14 protein-coding genes are annotated in these 18,257 nt (G+C 70.2%); 1 reads left to right on the top strand and 13 read right to left on the bottom strand.

Going from position 1 to position 18,257, the window contains the following annotated elements; translation table 11 throughout:
- Positions 1-193: 193 nt before the first annotated feature.
- From AB4030_RS15885 to AB4030_RS15840, 10 genes are all read right to left on the bottom strand, one after another.
- Positions 194-919 (bottom strand): TSUP family transporter, encoded by a 726-nt coding sequence (locus tag AB4030_RS15885; RefSeq protein ID WP_442280181.1) that lies wholly within the window; start codon positions 917-919, stop codon positions 194-196.
- A 31-nt stretch (positions 920-950) separates the two neighbouring features.
- A complete protein-coding gene (locus AB4030_RS15880) occupies positions 951-2,369 on the bottom strand; it encodes an NAD-dependent succinate-semialdehyde dehydrogenase (protein WP_442280263.1) in 1,419 nt (472 codons plus the stop codon).
- A 71-nt stretch (positions 2,370-2,440) separates the two neighbouring features.
- A complete protein-coding gene (locus AB4030_RS15875) occupies positions 2,441-3,607 on the bottom strand; it encodes a M24 family metallopeptidase (RefSeq protein ID WP_442280180.1) in 1,167 nt (388 codons plus the stop codon).
- The gene (locus AB4030_RS15870) at positions 3,597-5,909 is read right to left on the bottom strand and encodes a glycoside hydrolase family 31 protein (protein WP_442280179.1); all 2,313 of its coding nucleotides are present in this window, start codon (positions 5,907-5,909) and stop codon (positions 3,597-3,599) included. The genes AB4030_RS15875 and AB4030_RS15870 overlap by 11 nt, the downstream gene beginning before the upstream one ends.
- The gene (locus AB4030_RS15865) at positions 5,906-6,721 is read right to left on the bottom strand and encodes a carbohydrate ABC transporter permease (RefSeq protein WP_442280178.1); all 816 of its coding nucleotides are present in this window, start codon (positions 6,719-6,721) and stop codon (positions 5,906-5,908) included. The genes AB4030_RS15870 and AB4030_RS15865 overlap by 4 nt, the downstream gene beginning before the upstream one ends.
- Positions 6,722-6,731: 10 nt before the next feature.
- A complete protein-coding gene (locus AB4030_RS15860) occupies positions 6,732-7,685 on the bottom strand; it encodes a carbohydrate ABC transporter permease (RefSeq protein WP_442280177.1) in 954 nt (317 codons plus the stop codon).
- 3 nt (positions 7,686-7,688) lie between these two features.
- The gene (locus tag AB4030_RS15855; protein WP_442280176.1) at positions 7,689-9,017 is read right to left on the bottom strand and encodes an ABC transporter substrate-binding protein; all 1,329 of its coding nucleotides are present in this window, start codon (positions 9,015-9,017) and stop codon (positions 7,689-7,691) included.
- 28 nt (positions 9,018-9,045) lie between these two features.
- Positions 9,046-10,470 (bottom strand): hypothetical protein, encoded by a 1,425-nt coding sequence (locus tag AB4030_RS15850; protein ID WP_442280175.1) that lies wholly within the window; start codon positions 10,468-10,470, stop codon positions 9,046-9,048.
- Positions 10,467-11,366, bottom strand: coding sequence for an aldolase (locus AB4030_RS15845; RefSeq protein ID WP_442280174.1), 900 nt, complete (start codon positions 11,364-11,366; stop codon positions 10,467-10,469). The genes AB4030_RS15850 and AB4030_RS15845 overlap by 4 nt, the downstream gene beginning before the upstream one ends.
- A 55-nt stretch (positions 11,367-11,421) precedes the next feature.
- Complete coding sequence (locus AB4030_RS15840; protein WP_442280173.1) at positions 11,422-12,393, bottom strand: PfkB family carbohydrate kinase; 972 nt, start codon at positions 12,391-12,393, stop codon at positions 11,422-11,424.
- Between the two features lie 115 nt (positions 12,394-12,508).
- On the opposite strand from AB4030_RS15840, the gene AB4030_RS15835 reads away from it, so the two are divergent.
- Positions 12,509-13,321, top strand: a complete 813-nt coding sequence (locus AB4030_RS15835; protein WP_442280172.1) for a DeoR/GlpR family DNA-binding transcription regulator — start codon at positions 12,509-12,511, stop codon at positions 13,319-13,321.
- Positions 13,322-13,459: 138 nt separating this feature from the next.
- Here AB4030_RS15835 and AB4030_RS15830 read toward each other — a convergent pair whose 3' ends face one another.
- The 3 genes from AB4030_RS15830 to AB4030_RS15820 form a co-directional block, all read right to left on the bottom strand.
- Entirely contained in the window at positions 13,460-16,111 is a 2,652-nt protein-coding gene (locus tag AB4030_RS15830; protein WP_442280171.1) for an MGH1-like glycoside hydrolase domain-containing protein, read from the bottom strand.
- Positions 16,112-16,254: 143 nt separating this feature from the next.
- On the bottom strand, positions 16,255-17,328 hold the full coding sequence (locus AB4030_RS15825) for a sulfite oxidase (protein ID WP_442280170.1): 1,074 nt from the start codon (positions 17,326-17,328) through the stop codon (positions 16,255-16,257).
- A 46-nt stretch (positions 17,329-17,374) separates the two neighbouring features.
- Complete coding sequence (locus tag AB4030_RS15820; RefSeq protein ID WP_442280169.1) at positions 17,375-18,253, bottom strand: enoyl-CoA hydratase/isomerase family protein; 879 nt, start codon at positions 18,251-18,253, stop codon at positions 17,375-17,377.
- Between the last annotated feature and the right edge of the window lie 4 nt (positions 18,254-18,257).

Below are 18,257 nucleotides of genomic sequence, written 5' to 3'. Positions count from 1 at the left end.
ACCGCTCCCCACGCGAGTCGCTCCGCTGACAGGGACGTCGTCGTCGACACCCCGGTGCAGTTGCATGAGCTCGCGCAGACGACGACCGTCTCGCGCTGGTTGGCGATGCCGCAGGCGGACAGGTCGGCAGCCTGCAGGCCGGCCTGGCCGAGCGCCGCCTCGACGACGCGCACGTTGTTGCCCGGGGCGGCGGTCACCAGGCGAGGAGTCCCTTGACGACGGTGAAGACGGCACCGGCCAGGGCGAGACCGATGGCGAGTCGTCGGGCGACCTCGTGGTCGACCCGCCGCGAGAGCACCTCTCCGCCGACGAGCCCCACGGCGAGGGCGCCGAACGAGACGATGAGCGCAGCCGGCGAGACGTGGGGCAGCCCGCCCTTGGCGGTGAGCGAGGCGAGGTTGACGAAGATCGAGTAGAACTGGAACGTCGCGACGAACTTGCGGTGCTCCCAGGCGGTGCTCACGGCATACAGCACGATGGCAGGCCCGCCGACGCCGGCGGTCACGTTCATGAAGCCGCTCGCCCCACCCGCGACCACGGCGCCGCCCGTGCCGCGGAGCACCCTCGCGCGGTCGCTCAGCACGACCGCCGACAGCGCGACGATCACGGTGAGACCGATGATGACCATGAGGGGCGCGGGCGGCACGTTGCGAGCCACCCACGCGCCCAAGGGAATCGTGGCGAGGGCCGGCACGACGAGCAGCAGGGCCTTGCGCCACTCGGTGTCACGCCACAGGGTCACGAAGACGACGCAGCTCACGACCAGTCCGAGGAGGTTCGACAGGACGACCCCCTCGAAGGGCCCGGCGACGAGCACGAGCAGGGGTGCGCACACGAGGGCGAAGCCGACCCCCGTGACGCGTTGGGTCAGGGCGCCGGCCACCACTCCCAGTGGTAGCAGCACGAGCTCGGTCGTCATGTCCTCGGTCTCCCCGCATCTCGTCTTCGGGTCAGAGACCGACCGACAGGTAGCGCACGTCCTCGAACTCCTCGAGGCCGACGGACGCCCCCTCACGGCCGAGCCCGGACTGCTTGACCCCGCCCATGGGGGCGAAGGCGACCGACGGCAGGGCGTTGTTGACGCCGACGATGCCGGCCTCGAGTCGCTCCGCCGTGCGCCAGCACCGCGACAGGTCGCCCGACCACACATAGGCCGCGAGCCCCATCTCGGTGCGGTTGGCGCGTGCGACCGCCTCGTCGAGGTCGCGGAAACGGAAGACCGCGGCCGCGGGTCCGAAGACCTCCTCGGTGGCGATGGCGGCCGAGTCGGGCACGTCGGCGAGCAGGGTGGGCGCGACGAAGGTGCCGCCCTGCGGCAGCTCCCGCTCGCGGGTGAGTCTCCGCGCCCCCTGTGAGATCGCCTCGTCGACAAGGGAGTTCACGGCCTCGACCCTCGCGGAGTCGATGACCGGACCGAGGTCGGGGCAGTGGTCGGCCAGGCCGTCGCCGATGCTCATGGCGTCGATCCTGGCCACGAGCCGCTCGACGAACTCGTCGTGCACGTCCTCGTGCACGACAAAGCGGTTGGCGGCGATGCACGACTGACCGGTGTTGCGGAACTTGGCGAGCATCGCCCCCTCGACGGCGGCGTCGAGATCGGCGTCGTCGAGCACGACGAAGGCCGCGTCACCGCCGAGCTCGAGCAGCGGTCGCACGACCCGACGGGCTGCGCTCGCCATGATCTCGCGACCGACGAGGGTCGACCCCGTGAAGGTCACGGCCCGGACGGCGTCGTGGTCGAGCAGGGTCTGAGTGATCTCGCGCGCAGGTCCGTGCACGAGGTTGACGACACCCGCGGGAACCCCGGCGTCGTCGAGCGCGCGGATCATCTCGGTCGCCGCGAGGGGCGCCTTCTCGGAGACACGGGCCACGACGGTGCAGCCAGCCGCCAGCGCGGGCGCGAGCTTCCGGGCCTGGATCGAGCACGGGAAGTTCCACGGCGTCAGGGACGCGACGACGCCGACGGGTCGGCGCACGGTGACGTGCCGTCGGTCGCCCGCCTCGTGCGGAATGACCTCGCCGTTGGGACGCCGCGCCTGCTCGGCGAACCACCGGAAGTACTCGGCGCTGAAGGCCAGCTCGCCGACCGCCTCCGGCAGGCGCTTGCCGGCTTCACGGGCGAGCAGGGCGCCCAGGGTGTCGGCGCGCTCGGCGATGAGCCTGGAGGCGTCGAGCAGGATGTCGGACCGGCGCCGGGCCGGCAGGTCGGACCACGCGCCGAAGGCGCGCGCGGCAGCGTCGGCGGCGCGCTGCGCGGCCTTCGGGCCTGACCATGCGACGTGGCCGACCACCGACCCGTCGACAGGGTTGGTGACCTCGAGGGCGGAGTCTCCGTCCTCCCAGGCGCCGTCGATGAGCTGGCTGGGCATGGTGGTCACTGCGTCTCCTTGATGGGTCTGCTTGTGGAGCAAGCGGATCGGCTTTGTCGGCTGGGAGTGAGTCAGGGCACGAGCACGTCGGGGCGGCTGCGACCCCCGACCTCGAGGCTGGGCCAGAGCTCGTCCGTGACCAAGGTTCGTGGGCCGTCCGGCAGCACGAGCGTCGTGTCCTCGACCTTCCAGCCGGCGGCGCTGGGATTCCAGGCGACGACGGCGCCGTCACCGAGCACGACGTCGCTCGATGGGTGCGCCGGGAACTCCCGTGGCTGGAAGCCGCTCAGGCCGCCCTGGTGGTGCCGGTGCCACTCCTCGGGAGCGAACCCCTGTCGGGCGTATGCCGCACAGCCGTCCGACACGACGTCGCCGAGCCGAGCCCCGACCCGTGTGGCATCGAGGAAGGCCTGCTCCACCCGCAGCAGCCGGGCGTAGGTGTCGCGCTGCTCGTCCTCGAACGGCGTGAACGAGACGATGCGGGTGACGCTCGCGACGAGCCCGTGCCGTCGGCCGCAGGCGACGAGCATCGCCCGCTCGCCGACCGCCTCGGCCAGCGGCAGCGGGTGGCGGTGGGTGTCGAGGTGGTCTGCGCCCCCGACGAGGAGGACGATCGGGTCGAGCTCTCGCTCGAGCAGCTGACGAGCGAGCTCACCGGCAGCGGCATAGCCGGTCGTGCCCGGCGACAGCGTGAGCGCGGCGGCGGTCGCTGCGGCGGCCGTGTCGCGGCACACGGCGGCGAGCAGGTCCTGCTGGCGCTGCGTCAGCTGTCGCCGCAATGCGGCGAGATCCGCACCCACCCCGGTGCCGTCGGCGAGCGGACGGTCGCTCCCGACCCGATGGCCTGTGGGCAGCTTGCCGTCGCGCGACTCCCACCAGGGCACGACCTCCCAGCGGAGATCACACACGGTGTCGAGCCCGGCCAGCTCGCTGTCGCGCAATCGAGGGGCCTCGATGGCGTTCGTGACTACGGTCAGGCCAGGCCGCACGCTCGCGCCGTCGACGTCGTCACCGAGGTGCACGACGACGTCAAGGCACGCGGAGTCTAGGGTCTGCGGCACGTTGACGCGCGCCCCGAGCAGCCAGGTGAGGGTGGCCGGCTCGCGCAGGACGAGCGTGTCGAGGTCCAGGGCCCGCGCGAGGCCGCGCAGCCGGGCGAGCTTCTCGCCCAAGTCGATCCAGCGGTCGGCCGCGGCACCGGAGGGCGGTCGCACGTCGAACCCGACCTCAGGCGCCATGGCGGATCACCTCGTCCGCGATGACCGCCGGCTGAGAGTCGAAACCGACGAGGGTGGTCCCGGCAGCCTCGGCTGCGCCGTAGGCGTGCAGGGTCCACGGGCGACCGTGGAGGTCCTGCACGGAGCGGACGCCCTCGTCGACCTCGACCCGGGGGATGACGGCACCGCCGCGCACGAGGACCGGCATGCGCTCCAGCGGGACGTCGACGGTGTGGAAGCCGGGACCGGCATACCGGGTGTCGTCGTGCAGGTCGAACCACTCGCCCTCGGGCACGTAGAACGTGCGTCGCACCGGTGCGGCGCCGTCGTCGAAGACCGGCACGACGAGCAGGTCGCTCCCGAGGAGGAAGCTGTCGTCGACACTGCGGGCCACTCGGTCGTCGGCGTGGTGCAGGCCCAGGGGGCGCAGCACCGGCCAGCCCTGCGCCGCCGACTCGAGCGCCACCTGCCACAGGTAGGGCAGCAGCGAGTAGCGCAGACGCACCCACTCGCGGCAGATCTCGAGGGCCTCGTCGCCGAAGGCCCACGGCTCACGGGGACGCAGGCCGTGCGCCCGCATGAGCGGTGACAGCGCGCCGAGCTGAGTCCAGCGCACGTAGAGCGCCGGCGTGAGCTCGGGTCCGAAGAACCCGCCGATGTCGTGGCTCCAGAAGCCCGGCGCACTCATGGCGTAGGAAAGGCCGCCCCGCACCGTGGCCTGCATGCCGACGACCGTCGACTCCGCATCGCCGGCCCACTGGCCGGGGTAGCGGTGCGAGCCCGCCCATCCACTGCGTCCCCACACGAGCGGGGGCCGGTCGGTGAACTCGGCGATCGCCTCGGAGACCGCACCGTTGTAGCGCAGGGGGTAGAGGTTGTGGGCCTGGTTGGCCGGGGTGCCGTCGAAGAACGCCACGTCATCGGGCAACGCCTCGCCGAAGTCGGTCTTGAAGACGGCCACGCCGTCGTCGAGGAAGTCCTGGTGCATCTGCTGCCACCACCGCTTGGCCGCCGGGTTGGTGAAGTCGATGAGCGCGCGCATCCGGCCGTCCGGGGTCGGCGTCTTCTGGATGGCGGCCAGGCTGCCGTCGGTGCGGCGGACGAGATAGCCCTCCCGCTCGGCCTCCTCGAAGATCGGGGAGGCCGGGTCCAGATAGGGCAGCTCCCAGACCGACAGCCGCAGGCCGAGCTCGGCGAGGTCGTCGACGAACTGCTTGCGCTCGCCGAAGCGGCTCGTGTTCCAGATGAAGTCCGTGTTGAGCCGGTCGACGACGAGCCAGTCGGGGTCGAGGTGGAGCACGTCCATCGGCACGCCGTGCGCGCGGGCGGAGCGCCCGACCTCGAGCATCTCCTCGCTCGTGTGGTAGCGGCATCGCCCCATCCAGTAGCCGAACGCCCACGGCTGCGGCGCCTTCGCACGTCCCGTCAGGGCCGTGTATGCCGTGAGGCGGGTTCTCGGGTCGGCGCCGGCGAAGACATAGAGGTCGATCGCGGAGTCGTCGAGCCCGAGGGAGAGCACGGACGGCATCGAGTGGCCGACGTCGGCCGTGACCACCGCGCCCGTGTTGACGAAGCCGGTGTAGCCCTGCGACGAGTGCCACACGGGGACCGGCTTGTAGGCCAGTCCGGTCCCGGTGCCGCAGGCGTCCTCGCTGCGCAGGCGCAGTCGCTGGCCGTTCTTGACGAGCCGCCCGAACTGCTCGCCGAAGCCGAGCACGTCCTCGTCGGGGCCGAGCTCGAGGTTGAGCGTCGTCCCCCCGTCGTCGACCACGACTGAGGGAGCCGTCAGCAGACCGGCTACCTGCCGGAGGCGGTCGGCCGTGCGCAGGAGGGTCGCACCAGTGGCCCGCTCGACGAGGCGCAGGGTGAAGGGGGCACGGCCCACCTCGAGACGCAGGTCCGTGGTCGTCACGACGACATGGGTGTCGGTCTGCTCGACCTCGAGCGTCTCGGGTGCGGGTGACGGGTCGACGACGATGCCGAGGCCGGTGCCGTCGTCGCCCAGCACGGCCGCGCCTGCCGGGGCGAGGGTCAGTCGCAGGCACGAGGGCTGCGGCGCGCTGACCCGAAGCTCGAAGGCGGTGGCGTCGGTCGGGGGCAGCTCGATGTCGGGCAGGTTGGGCATCTGCGTTTCGATGCCCTGGGCCTCGAGGGGCTCCCCCGTGAGCCAGCCGGGCATGACCCCGAGCTTGACCCCGGGCAGGGCGTCGACCGAGAGCGTCACGCTCCGGCCGGTCGCGTCGGCTTGCGCGGCTCGCACCCGGCGCAGCAGCAGGGTCCCCGAGGCGGTGGGCGGGGTGGACGATGACGGGTGCACGGTCATCCCTTCACGGCGCCGGCGGTGATGCCGGCGACGAAGTAGCGCTGGAGGAAGACATAGGCGATGACGATGGGCGCGGATGCCACGACGACGCCGGTGAAGAGGAGCGGATAGTCGGTGAGGAACTCACCCTGGAAGGACAGCAGCGCCACAGGGATCGTGCGCTTGGCCGCGTCGCTGATGAAGAGGAGCGGGTAGAGCAGGTCGTTCCAGTGGATGACGAAGAGGAAGATCGCGGTCGCCGACAGTGACGGCACCGACACGGGCAGCACGACGGAGCGGTAGGTGCGCCACGGCCCGGACCCGTCGACGGCAGCCGCCTCGAAGAGCTCCTTGGGCAGCGTCTTGAGGAAGCCCGTCATGATGAAGACGGCGATCGGCAGCGTCGTCACGATGTTGATGAGGACGAGGCCGAGCAGCGAGTTGGTCAGGCCGAACGTCTCGAACTGGACGTACTGCGGGATCATGTTCGCCTGGGCCGGCACGGCCATGCCGAGGACGATGAAGCCGAAGAGCAGGGCGCTCTTCCAGCCCGTCGTCCGGGCGATCCCGTACGACGCGAGGCTCGCGACGAAGAGGGTCAGCGGCACCGAAAGGCCGGTGACGATGACGCTGTTGCGGAAGGCCACGCCGAGTCCGGACTCGCCGACGACCTTCTGGTAGTTGCCGCCCCGCCAGGTGGTGGGCGGCGCAAAGGGCGAGGCGAAGAGGTCCTGGCTGGTCTTGAAGCTGCCGAAGATCACGACGACGAGCGGCACGATCACGAGCACGGCATACACGGCGAGGACGGCGCGGCGGGTCAGTTGGTAGCTCATGGGGCTCTCCTCACGCGTCCGGGTTGCTGGCCTTGACGGCCCGACGCTGGATCCAGGTGATGGCGGCGATCAACGCCATGAAGACGAGCGACTCCGCTGCGGCGTAGCCGAACTGGGAGTTGGCGAAGCCCGAGTAGATGCGGGTCGACAGGATGTCGAGGGAGCTCTTGGGCGGGTTGCCGCCGAGACCGAGGATGAGGTCGAAGGCCTTGAACGACTGGACGGTCGTGTAAGCCATGACGATGGCGGTGGCGGGTGCGACCATCGGCAGGGTGATGTGGCGGAACTGCTGCCACCGGCTCGCGCCGTCGGTCTCGGCCGACTCGTAGAGCTCCTGCGGAATCTGCTGCAGGCCGGCGATGAAGATGATCATCATCTGGCCGACGTGGAACCAGACCTGCGTCAGCGCGACCCAGTAGATCGCCTGGTTGTCGTTGCCGAGGAAGGCACTCTGGAAGCGGCCGAGCCCGACGGCCTCGAGGACCGAGTTGATGAGCCCGAAGTTCGGGTCGTAGACGAACTTCCAGATGAAGGCGACCGAGACGCTGGACAGGATCGTCGGGAAGAAGAAGACCGAGCGCAGGGCCACCGAGGACTTCGAGTTCTTCGAGAGGAAGACGGCCAGCACCAGCGAGAAGATCGTCTGGAACACGACGACGACCAGCATGAACTTGATGTTGTTGCTCAGGGCGTTGCGGAAGAGGTCGTCACTGGTGAAGATCGTGACGAAGTTGTCGAGGCCGACGAACTGCGCGGTCGGGCTGAAGCCATCCCAGTCGGTGACGGAGTAGATCACTCCCTGGATCGTCGGGATGACGAAGAAGGTCACGTAGAGCACCAGAGCCGGCACGGGGAAGAGCCACAGCGCGGGGTGCGCCGCCATCGGGTTGCGGCCGGCCGGCTTCTCCGGCATCGGGAGGGTCGGCGCCTCGGGTGGGCTCGCTGACGTCAGGGTCGTCGACATGGGTCACTTCCGCTTCTGGTCGACGACGGCCTGGGCCTTCTCGGCCGCCTGGTCCGGAGAGGTGCCGCCCACGACCGCGACGCAGGCAGCCTCGACGGCAGCACGGATGTCGAGGTTGTTGAACTGGAACCGCGGCGCGAGGAGCGTCTTCTTGGCGAGCCACGGCGCGTTGTGCTTCAGGTCGGCGTTCGTGTAGTCGACGTTCTTGACGGTCACGTGCTGCGACGTCCCGTTGGCGTAGACGCCCGCGTTGACAGGGTCGGAAAGGAACTGCAGCCACTTGAGGGCGGCGTCCTGGCCGCTGCCTGCCGTGTTGACCCCGAGGATGAAGGTCGCGTTGTAGATGCCTTCGTACTTCGCCTTGTCGGCAGCGACAGTGATCGGGGCGATGAGTCCCACGGGGAACTTCGCCCCGAGCTTGCGCACGGCACCGATGTGGAAGGAGCCCGTCGCGAGCATGCCGGCCTTGCCGCTCGCGAAGAGCTGCTGCAGCGGCTCCGAGCTCGTGCCCGTCGAGTTGGCCTCGAAGTAGGGGGCGAGCTGCTGGTACTGCTTGAGGGTCGCGAGGAACCAGTCGTCGGTGACCTTCCGTGTGCCGGCCTCGATGTCGGCAAAGGCCGTGTCGGTCGGCATGTTGTTCATGACCATCGAGTTGATGAGTTGGCCGGAGTTGGCCGGCTCACCCCCCGGCCAGGCGATCGGGGTGAGGCCCTTGGACTTCAGCTTGTCGCAGAGCGAGAGGAAGCCGTCCCAGTCGGTGGGCGCCGAGCTCACGCCGGCGGACTCGAAGGCGTCCTCGTTGAAGATCGGCATGTTGAAGACGAGCTGGTAGGGCAGGCCCATCTGGGCCCGACTCGTCGCCTGTCCCGCCTTGATGAGTTCTGCGTAGTAGCCGTCGACGAAGGGCTGGGCGCCCAGACCGGCATACAGCCCGGCCTTGTTCATGTTGACGAACTGCGCGCCGCGGAAGGCGACGAAGGCGGTGCCGATCGTGCCGCCCTTGATCTTCTGCAGGGCGGTGCTCTGGTAGTCGTTCGAGGGCGAGATGTCCTGGACGACGGTGGCCTGCGGGTTGGCCTTGACGAACGTGGCGATCAGGGTGTCGAAGACCGCCTTGTCCTCGGCTCGCCAGTGGGCGAAGGACACCTTCCCCGTGGCGGGCGAGGCTTTGACGGCAGGGAGCACCTGCGCCGCCGCGCCGCCCGCGGCGGAGCCGCTGCCTCGCGAGGTGATCGTGGGTCCCACACAGGCGCTGAGCGCGCCTCCGAGGCCGACAGCACCGAGTCCGTGCAGGAGTCGGCGTCGGCTGATGGTGCTGTGCTGGTCAGACATCGTTGTCTCTCCTTCAGATCCTGCGGAACTACCAGTCGACGACCGCGATCCCCAGCAGGTCGGCGGCAGCACGCAGCTGCGGGCGCACGTCGGACCACGCGAGGACGGTGTGGTGCGGGAAGCCGCCGGTGACGAGACCGGTGACGAACTGCGTCGCGTCGCCGTCGAGGCGGACGGCGGCGGTGTTGCCCTGGAAGCGGTTGGGCTCGGGCACGGACTCGCCGGAGGCGAGCAGGAGCCGGAGGTTGCTCGGCCGTGCCGGGTCCTCCGTGAGGCGGGCCATGACGACGGGCCCCGTGCGCAGCGGGAAGTTGCCCGCCACGCCGATCTTGCGGTTGCAGTGGGTGAACTGCGTTGCGTCCGAGGGATTCTCGGCCAGAGAGGTGGCCGCGGCACCGCAGTGCCAGAGGCGCACGACGTTGCGCTCGCCGTCCAGGTCGACGGTGTCGACGAGGTAGGTGGTGCCCGAACCGAGCGCCTCCATCAGGAGCATCGTGACGGCGCCGTAGACGTCGCGCTCACACGCGGTCGGCGTGCCCTCGTCCGCGACGCGGGAGAGCGAGGAGCACGGGCAGGCGCCGAGCTGGGTCGGGAACTCCGGCCAGCAGCGGATTGCCATGCCCGACAAGGACTCCCGGTCGCGCCAGCCGCGCATGGCGGTGGTGATCCGGGCCGAAGTGAGCGCCTGACCGCCGTCGACCGCAGCCAGCGACGGTTGGGCATCGACGGCAGCGGCGTGCTCGGCCTCGGCCTCGTCGTCGCTCACCGCGTCAACGCACTCGAACATCGACTCGACGGGGATCTCGTCGATCTCGATACCGAAGAGGCGCTGGAGGAGCTCACCGTCGTACTGGCTCGGGGTGAAACCGGGAGGCGCGTCGCCGACGAGCCCGAGCCGGCGGCCGCGCAGCGAACCGAGGGCCACCTTCACACCGTCAGCGTCGGCTCGGGGCCCGTGCGTGGTGGGCGCCGGCACGACCGCGGGCAGCTGACCGGCGAGCGCCGCCTCGAGGGCGCGCCGCGTAGCGGGCTCGTCGGGGTTGCCGTAGACCAGCCGCGGGGTGCGCTGTGCGTGCACGACGAGGGCGTGGCCGAAGAGGTTGGCGCCGCACATCGAGTTGAGCCAGAGTCGGTCACCGACAGGGCCGGGCTCACGGAAGGACCAGAGCAGGACGGGCTGGTCGAGCTCGCCGTAGAGCTCGAGGGCAGGGGTGGCGTCGGAGAAGGACGCACAGACGTTGATGACGAGGTCGGCGTCACCCGAGACGAAGGTCTTGGCGGCCGCGACGTCGTCGGGCGTCATGACCAGCTCCTCCGGCCCGGTCACGTCGGCGCCGAGCTCGACGAGCAGGGCGCGTGCCTCGTCGGCCAGGCGGCGCGCCACGTCGACGGCGAAGGTGGGCCGCGCAGTGGGCACGAGGACGACGCGCGGTGCAGTGGCGGCGGCGCTCACGACTGCACGACCTCGTCGACGATCTGGCCGAGCCGCTGCAGGCGCGGGATCGAGACCTCGTGGAGGTCACGCTCGACGTCGTCACTGCCGATGACAGACGCCCACACGGCACGGCCGGCCAGGAAGCCCGAGGCGCCCTCGCGGCAGGCGAGCTCGACGGACCGCGGGAAGAGGTCGGCCGGCACCCCGGACGACAGGACGACCCACGGGGAGGAGACCGCTTCGGTGATCTGGGCGCAGGCGCGGCGGATCTCCTCCTCGCTGCCCTGTCCCTTGAACGGCACCTCCGCCTTGTAGAGGTCCGCGCCGAGGGAGCCGAGCTCGCGCGCGGCCTCGATGATGCAGGCTTCCGCGTCCCAGTTCCCACCGGAGCGGGGCGCCTTGGCGACCGGCTCGATGATGCTGACCAGGCCCGCCGCCCGGCAGCGGTCGACGAACTCCTCGACCATCTCGATGCGGCCGGAGGCGGCCTCGTCGGGGCGGTGGATGACGAGCAGCTTCATGGCCATGGCGCCCTGCTCGCGCACCGCGGCCGGGTCGACGGCGCGGTCGATCTCGACGGCGGTGACGAACTCGCCGTTGCCCGCGATGAAGTGGTCTGCGGCCGCGATGAGGCCGCAGGTCGGCGCGACGGCACCGGCCTCGACGACGGCGTCGAAGGCGAACTGCTTGTCGACGAGCACCGCGGAGGCGAACGGCGAGAGCACCCGCGTCGCGGCGAGCTTGAAGTCGGTCAGCTGGGCGTCCGTCACCGGGGCGCTCTGGTGCTCCGCGAACATGGCTCGCATCGCCTCGCGTTGGTCGACGGCGAGCATGGCGAAGCCACCACTGGGCCGTGCCACGTCCGCCAGCCCGAAGCGCCTGCTCGTCGGTGTCTCGTCGGTGATGTCGGTCATGCCTGCTCCTGGGTGAGGTGGTCGACCCACGGCGGGTCGAGGGGTGGTCGGAGATTCAGTGGGTGTCGGACGGCGCGGGCGCGGCCGCGCCTGCCGTCGACCCGATCGCCTGGTCGGCGCCGGTGTCGCGCGCCGGGTCGCGAGCCATGGTCGCGAGGACCTCGGCCGGACGGGGGATGCGCGAGCGTCCGTCGAGGCCGCGGCAGGACAGTGCCGCCGTGACGTTGGCGAAAGCCAGCTGCTCGGCGAGCGGCAGGCCCCGCACCACGGCTGCGACGAGCGCGCCGTGGAAGACGTCCCCGGCGCCGAGGGTGCTCAGCACCCGGACGGCGAGGGCGGGCGCGTGTGCGCCCTGCCCGGACGACGTGCGGCCGTAGGATCCCTTCGACCCGTCCGTGGCGACGACGGTGCGGCAGCCGAGGGCGATGCTCGCCTCGAGTAGCTCGTCGACCGAGCGGGCCTCACCGTGGATGCGGCGCAGCGCCTCGACGGTCGGCACGTAGAGGCCGACCCCTCGGGCGTCGAAGCCGGGGATGGGGTTGCCGGCGTCGACGCACAGCCGCGCGCCGTCGCGGACGAGACCGGCACGATGCACCGGCTCCCACCCTGCGTGGTCGACGTGGACGAGGGGGGCGGAGGCGATGAGGTCGGCGCCAGCCGAGACGTCGATGCGCGGCGCCGGTCGGTTGCAGATCGCCCGGGTGCCGCGGCTGCGGTCGACGATGACGACACTCGCCGCGGTGGACTCCCCCGCGGCGACGGAAACGCCCGTGACATCGACACCCTCGGCCTCGAGGCCGCTGATCACGGCGCGACCGTTGGCGTCGTCCCCCACCGTGCCGACGAAGGCACTGCGCACCCCGAGCCGAGCGGCGGTTACGGCAGCGGTCGCGGCGGGGCCCCCACCGGCATACGACACCTCGTCAGCCACGATGCGTTCGTCGGCGCCCGGGAAACCGGGGACCAACGCTATGGCGTCCAGCGTGGCCACTCCGACGAAGACCGCCTCGATGTCACGTGAGGTCATGCGCTCCAGCACTCCTTCGGGCTGCTTCGGTGGGGATGTTGATACGCTAACAGTCGATGTTGGAAAGTCAACAGTTTCGCGGTGAGAAGTCCACGAATTCCCGTATGCTGGGCGCGTGAGAGAAACGGTCGGGGATGCCCTCAGCGAGGTTTCGGCGCTGCGCTACGACACGGCTCCCGAGCGCCGGCAGAGCATCCTCGACGCGGTGGAGGGCGCCGGGTTCGTGTCCGTCACCGAGCTGACCCGCACCCTCGGGGTCTCCGACATGACCGTGCGACGCGACCTGCGCAAGCTGGCCCACGACGGCCGGGTGCGCATCGTGCACGGTGGAGTGAGCGCACTGCGACCGGCGCTGCACTCGCCGGAGTTCACCGGTCGCGCCGAGGAGCACGCCGAGGGCAAGCAGGCGATCGGCGAGACCGCCGTGGCGGCCCTCGACAGCCGGGCGACGGTGGCCATCGACGCAGGCACGACCACGTATGCCGCCATGCAGGCGCTCCCCGCGGACTTCCTCGGCACGGTGGTGACGCACTCGGTGCCCGTCATGCAGCTCGCCCTGACCCGCGGGCTCGGCCGAGTCGTCGGTCTCGGTGGTGAGCTGCTGCCGAGCAGCCAGGCGTTCGTCGGTCCGCGCACGGTCGAGGCCACGAAGGGACTGCGCGTCGACACCCTCCTGCTCGGCGCCGCCGCCGTCGGCAAGCACGGCATCTACGTGTCGACGGACAACGAGCGACCCACCAAGCTCGCCCTCATGGGCATCGCCGAGCGCATCGTGCTGCTGGTCGACGCCAGCAAGTTCACGACCTCGGCGCCCGTGCTGCTCTGCGGCTGGGACGCCATCACCGGCGTCATCAGCGACGCTGCCCCGCCACCCGAGATGGCCAAGCGCCTGGGCAAGCTCCCCGAGGGCATCCGCGTCGTCGGCTGATCACGCCACGAGTACCTCGATCGCCATCTCGACAATGGTTTCGAACGGCAGACCACCAACGATGATCGACCCCACCGCCTCGTCGTCGTGAACGACTCACGCCGACGTCCGGCGGTTGCTCAGCTGAACGTCCGCTGGTTACTCGTCGTGGGGGAACGGGCGGCTGAACACCTTCCGGGCTCGGCTGGGCGCGTCGAGGAGCAGGTCGACCACCAGCGCCGTCCATCCGGTCTGGTGGCTGGCGCCGAGTCCGGCGCCGTTGTCGCCGTGGAAGTACTCGTGGAAGAGCAGGTTGTTCCTCCACGCAGGGTCGTCGGCGAGGAGTGGCTGACCGCCGAAGACCGGGCGCCGTCCGGACGCGTCGGGCAGCCAGATGCCGATGAGGCGGTCGGCGAGGTCGGCAGCGACCTCGCGGAGCGTCTGTTGGCGGCCGGAGCCGGTGGGGTGCTCGACGGTGAACTCGGAGCCCAGCAGTTCGTCGTAGAGCAACAACGATCGCACCACCGGGCCTCGCCAGTTCGAGTTCCCGCCGTACATCGGGGTGGTGGACTCGGCCGGTTCGTAGTCGATGGCGGCGCCGGGAAGCCCGGGAACGACGTACGTCTCGCGGTGCCTGCGGGACAGGGAGCGCAGCCCGTGTGGCGACAGGAAGGCGTCCTCGTCGAGGAGATGGGTCAGGGTGCGGCGGGCCTGGTCCGGGGTCACCAGGGAGACGACGGCACGGTGCACTCCCCCGGACTCGCGGATCGGGAAGACCCGTCCCTGGTCGCTTTCGGATGCATCGAGGCGGCGAGCCGCGGCCTTGCGCACGGTGGCGAGCCGCTGCACCTGGTCGAGGGGCACGCCGACGGTGGCCAAGATGGGGATGACACCGACGAGGGTCTGCACCTTGATCGGGGTGCTGTTGCCGTCGGCGTCGATGAGACGGTCGTAGAAGAACCCGTCGTCTGCGTCGTAGAGCCCGGACCTCGCGAGCGCCTCGGAGATCATGACGAACTGCTCGAGGAACTTGACGACCATGTCGTCGTAGACGGGCTTCTCGGCCGCGAGCAGCAGGGCCAGGATCGACATCGCCAGCGAGTAGGCCGCCATCCAGGCGGTACCGTCTGCCTGCTCGATCCGGACGCCGTCGGGGAGGTGGGACCGGTCCACCGGGCTGATGTTGTCCAGGCCGAGGAAGCCGCCGCCGAAGAGGTTGTTGCCGTCCGGGTCCTGGCGGTTGAGCCACCACGTGAAGTTGAGCAGCAACTTCTGGAAGACCCGCTCCAGGAACGCCGTGTCGGTGGACCCGTCGATGACGAAGACGCGCAGGGCCGCGAGCGCGTGCACGGGCGGGTTGACGTCGTCGAAGTTCCACTCGTAGGCCGGGAGCGCGCCGTTGGGGTGCTGGAACCACTCACGCAGGAGCACGGTCAGCTGGTACTTGGCGAACGCCGGGTCGAGATGCGCCCAGGCGATCGCGTGGAAGGCCAGGTCCCATGCGGCGAACCACGGGTACTCCCACGGGTCCGGCATCGCGAGCACGTCGAAGGCGTCGAGGTGGCGCCAGCCGGCATTGCGGATGTGCCGGTGCGACTCCGGTGGGGGCGGGCCGGCCGGGTCGCCGTCGAGCCACCGGCTCACCCGGTAGGGGTACATCTGCTTGCTCCACACCAGACCGGCGGCCGCCTGCCGGAGTACGCGCCTTCGCTCCTCGTCGAGGTCGGGCCCGAGTGCGGCGTAGAACTCGTCGGCGTCGCTGCGCCGGGCAGAGAGCACCCGGTCGCATGCCTGCTCCTCCCAGGGCGACGCGGCCGGCGGCCGGTGGAGCCGGAGGCGAACCTGTCGCGTCTCCCCAGCTGGAACCGTCAGTCGGTACCAGAAGGCTGCCTTGGTGCCCTGCTGGCTCGGGTTGACGGTGTCGGCCCCGCCGACGACGTGGTCGTTGATCCCGTCCTTCGGGAACGCGGTGACGCCGGGAGCTCCGTACAGTCGCGCCAGATTGGTTTCGTTGTCGCAGAAGAGCGCTCGCGGACTCGTGCCGTCGGCCGCCGGCGCGGCCTGCAGCCGGTAACCACCGAGCCGAGGATGCTCGACCGCGATCGAGTCCGCGTCGAGCGACAGGCTGGGCAGGTCGGTGCGCTGTGACCAGCGCCAGGTGTTCCGGAACCAGAGGGTGGGAAGGACGTGCAGGGACGCCTCCTCGGGCCCGTGGTTCGTGGCCACGATCGACATGTAGAGGTCGGTGGCCGAGGCCTTGGCATAGGTCACGTCGACGGACCAGTAGCGCCCCTCGTCGAAGACGCCGGTGTCGATGAGCTCGAACTCGAGATCCCGGAGACCGCGGCGCGCGTTCTCCTCGACGAGACGCTGGTAGGGGAACTCCGCCTGCGGGTAGTGGTAGCGCCACTGGAGCAGAGCGTGGCTAGGCAGCCCCTCCAGATACCACCAGCACTCCTTGGCATCCTCGCCGTGGTTGCCCTGCGGCCCCGTGAGCCCGAACATGCGCTCCTTGAGGATCGGGTCGCGCCCGTTCCACAAGGCGAGGCCGAGGCACAGTTCGTGGCGGATGTCGGAGATCCCCGCCATGCCGTCCTCGTTCCAGCGGTATGCCCGCGACCTGGCGTGGTCGTGCGGGAACGACGACCACGCGTCACCGTCCCCGCTGTAGTCCTCGCGCACCGTGCCCCAGGCCCGCTCGGCGAGGTAGGGGCCCCACTCGTACCACGGATTCGCTGTGAACAGGTCGTCGTCGGCTCTGCCCGAGGCCTCGGCCAGACGGCGGTGTTCGGCGGTGTCGTCGCGAGTCATGAAACTTCTCCTCCGATGCCGCGGGGCGCACGCGACGCGGAGCAGGTGCGGGCCCCAGGCGGCAGCTTGACGCGAATCGTAGAAACGCTGGTGGACTTTCGTCCGGCGAATGCCGGTTCCCGGGGCCCAGCGGCTGCACTGGGCTAGACGACGTCGACGTAGTGAACCTCTACGGCGTTGTTGCCGTAGCCGAGGCGATTCCAGGGAGGGACGTCGGGCTGGACGTTGTCAGCGGCGTCGGTGGCTCGCGCGCGCAATGAGTGCCGCCCCGGGGTTGCCTCCCAGGTGAAGGTCCAGCTCTGCCACTGGTAGGGCCCGCTCGGCTGATCCAGCTGTGCGGGCTGCCACTCGCCGGCGCCGGTGAGGCTGACCCCGACGGCGATGATGGGGCCGTTTCCGGACCAGGCCCGGCCGCGAATGGTGTAGGTGCCGGCGGGGATGGTGGCTGCGGGCGCAGGGTCGGTGATGCGGGCGCGGACCCGCATGTGGGTGACTGGCTCATGGGGACGGTCTGGCCACTGGTAGATGTAGTGGCCTGTCTGGAACTCACCGTGGAAGGGCTCGGTGAGCACGTCGATGCTGCGCAGCCACTTCACCGAGGCCACCGCGAACCAGTGCGGCACGACCAGTCGGAACGGGCTGCCGTGGTCTGGCCCGAGCGGCTCGCCGTTCATGTCGTAGGCGATGAGGATGTCGTGGGCGGGGTCGGCCGCGTGAGTGAGGGTGAGCGACCGGACGAAGTCGAGGTGGTCGCCTGTCTCGGGCAGCACCGGGGTCAGGTGGTAGGTGCCGCTGTCGGCGCCGGTGAAGCGCACCTCGACGCCCTCGGCCCGGGGGCGGGCCCGGGCCAACACGTCGCTGAGCCGGGCCCCCCGCCACACGGCGGTGGAGACGGCATTGCCGCCCCATGGCTCGCCGGTGGGAAGCGGCCGGGTGTCGAGGCGCCCGTTACCGGCGCACTCCAGCGTGACGGCGTGCTCGACGGCGGGCAGCGCACGAAGTTCTGCCAAAGTCAGTGACAACGGGTTCTCGACGGCGCCACCGATGCTGAGTGTGCCGTCGTGTGCGGGCAGGGGGAAGTTGCTGCGCACGTAGTGCTGTCTGGTGGGAGTGATCTCGGAGTCCAGCGCTTGGGGCGGGGCCTCCGCGTTGTAGGGCTGAGGGTTGATCATGACGAGCTGTTGGCGGGCCTGCTCGATGTCGATGTCGGTTGTCACGGGGTCCTCCTGCGGGTCGTCGACGTGCCTCGGTGTGGGAGAGGAGTCAGTAGTCCGCGTCGCGGAAGACCGGGTCACGATTGTCGTTGAACGCCCCGATTCCCTCGACGCGGTCGGGATGGACCGCGGAGCGCCAGTGGGCCTCCATCATGATCGCGATCGCCTGCTCGATCGGCTCACCCAGTCCCGCTCGAACGGCATGCTTCACGGCCTGCACCGCGGTCGGTGAGTTGCTCGCAATCTTCGCAGCGACGCGGAGCGCGGCGTCCATGAGGCCGCTCGGTTCGTGAAGTTCGGTGACCATGCCGAGACGGTGGGCCTCGGCGGCGTCGATGGGCTCGCCGGTCATGAGCATCTGCAGTGCTTTCCCGGGCGGAAGTGCGCGGGGCAGGAAGACGGGCGAGCCACCACCGGCAGCGAGTCCGAGCATCGCCTCGGGCTGTCCGAACACGGCGTTGGTGCTGGCGATGATGAAGTCCGTGCTCTGCGCGATCTCGCAGCCGCCCCCGTAGGCGATCCCGTTGACGGCGGCAAAGACCGGCTTGCGCAGCTGGCGCAGTGTATACAGCGTGCGGTCGAAGTCCTGGCGCTGCCGCAACCACTGCTCCTTCGACATGTTCTTGCGCTGGCGCAGGTCGCTGCCGACCGAGAAGGCGCGGTCTCCGGCACCTGTGACGACGACGACGCGGACGGCGCTCGTCACTGCGATCGTCTCGAGCGCCTCTGTCAGGAGCACTCCCATCTCCGTGGAGATGGCGTTGTCAGCATGCGGTCGGTTGAGCGTGACCACCGCCACGCGGCCGTCGTCGAAGTGGTCGACCAGCACGGCGGGCTCGCTGTCCTCGACACCGGAAGGTGGTCCGAAGCCGAGGGCAGCCCACCGGTTCGTGGTCCCTCTCGGGTTCGAGCTCTGATGGTCGGTCATGGCT

Origin of the sequence: Terrabacter sp. 2YAF2 (assembly GCF_052114705.1) — a bacterium.
Taxonomy (GTDB): Bacteria; Actinomycetota; Actinomycetes; order Actinomycetales; family Dermatophilaceae; genus Terrabacter.
This window is presented reverse-complemented; position numbering and strand designations above follow the sequence as displayed.

Excerpts from the sequence above, each read along its gene's own strand:
- AB4030_RS15865 (WP_442280178.1), bottom strand. The coding sequence starts at position 6,721 with ATGAGCTACCAACTGACCCGCCGCGCCGTCCTCGCCGTGTATGCCGTG.
- AB4030_RS15875 (WP_442280180.1), bottom strand. The coding sequence starts at position 3,607 with ATGGCGCCTGAGGTCGGGTTCGACGTGCGACCGCCCTCCGGTGCCGCG.
- AB4030_RS15855 (WP_442280176.1), bottom strand. The coding sequence starts at position 9,017 with ATGTCTGACCAGCACAGCACCATCAGCCGACGCCGACTCCTGCACGGA.
- AB4030_RS15820 (WP_442280169.1), bottom strand. The coding sequence starts at position 18,253 with ATGACCGACCATCAGAGCTCGAACCCGAGAGGGACCACGAACCGGTGG.
- AB4030_RS15885 (WP_442280181.1), bottom strand. The coding sequence starts at position 919 with ATGACGACCGAGCTCGTGCTGCTACCACTGGGAGTGGTGGCCGGCGCC.
- AB4030_RS15870 (WP_442280179.1), bottom strand. The coding sequence starts at position 5,909 with ATGACCGTGCACCCGTCATCGTCCACCCCGCCCACCGCCTCGGGGACC.
- AB4030_RS15845 (WP_442280174.1), bottom strand. The coding sequence starts at position 11,366 with ATGACCGACATCACCGACGAGACACCGACGAGCAGGCGCTTCGGGCTG.
- AB4030_RS15840 (WP_442280173.1), bottom strand. The coding sequence starts at position 12,393 with ATGACCTCACGTGACATCGAGGCGGTCTTCGTCGGAGTGGCCACGCTG.
- AB4030_RS15860 (WP_442280177.1), bottom strand. The coding sequence starts at position 7,685 with ATGTCGACGACCCTGACGTCAGCGAGCCCACCCGAGGCGCCGACCCTC.
- AB4030_RS15830 (WP_442280171.1), bottom strand. The coding sequence starts at position 16,111 with ATGACTCGCGACGACACCGCCGAACACCGCCGTCTGGCCGAGGCCTCG.
- AB4030_RS15880 (WP_442280263.1), bottom strand. The coding sequence starts at position 2,369 with ATGCCCAGCCAGCTCATCGACGGCGCCTGGGAGGACGGAGACTCCGCC.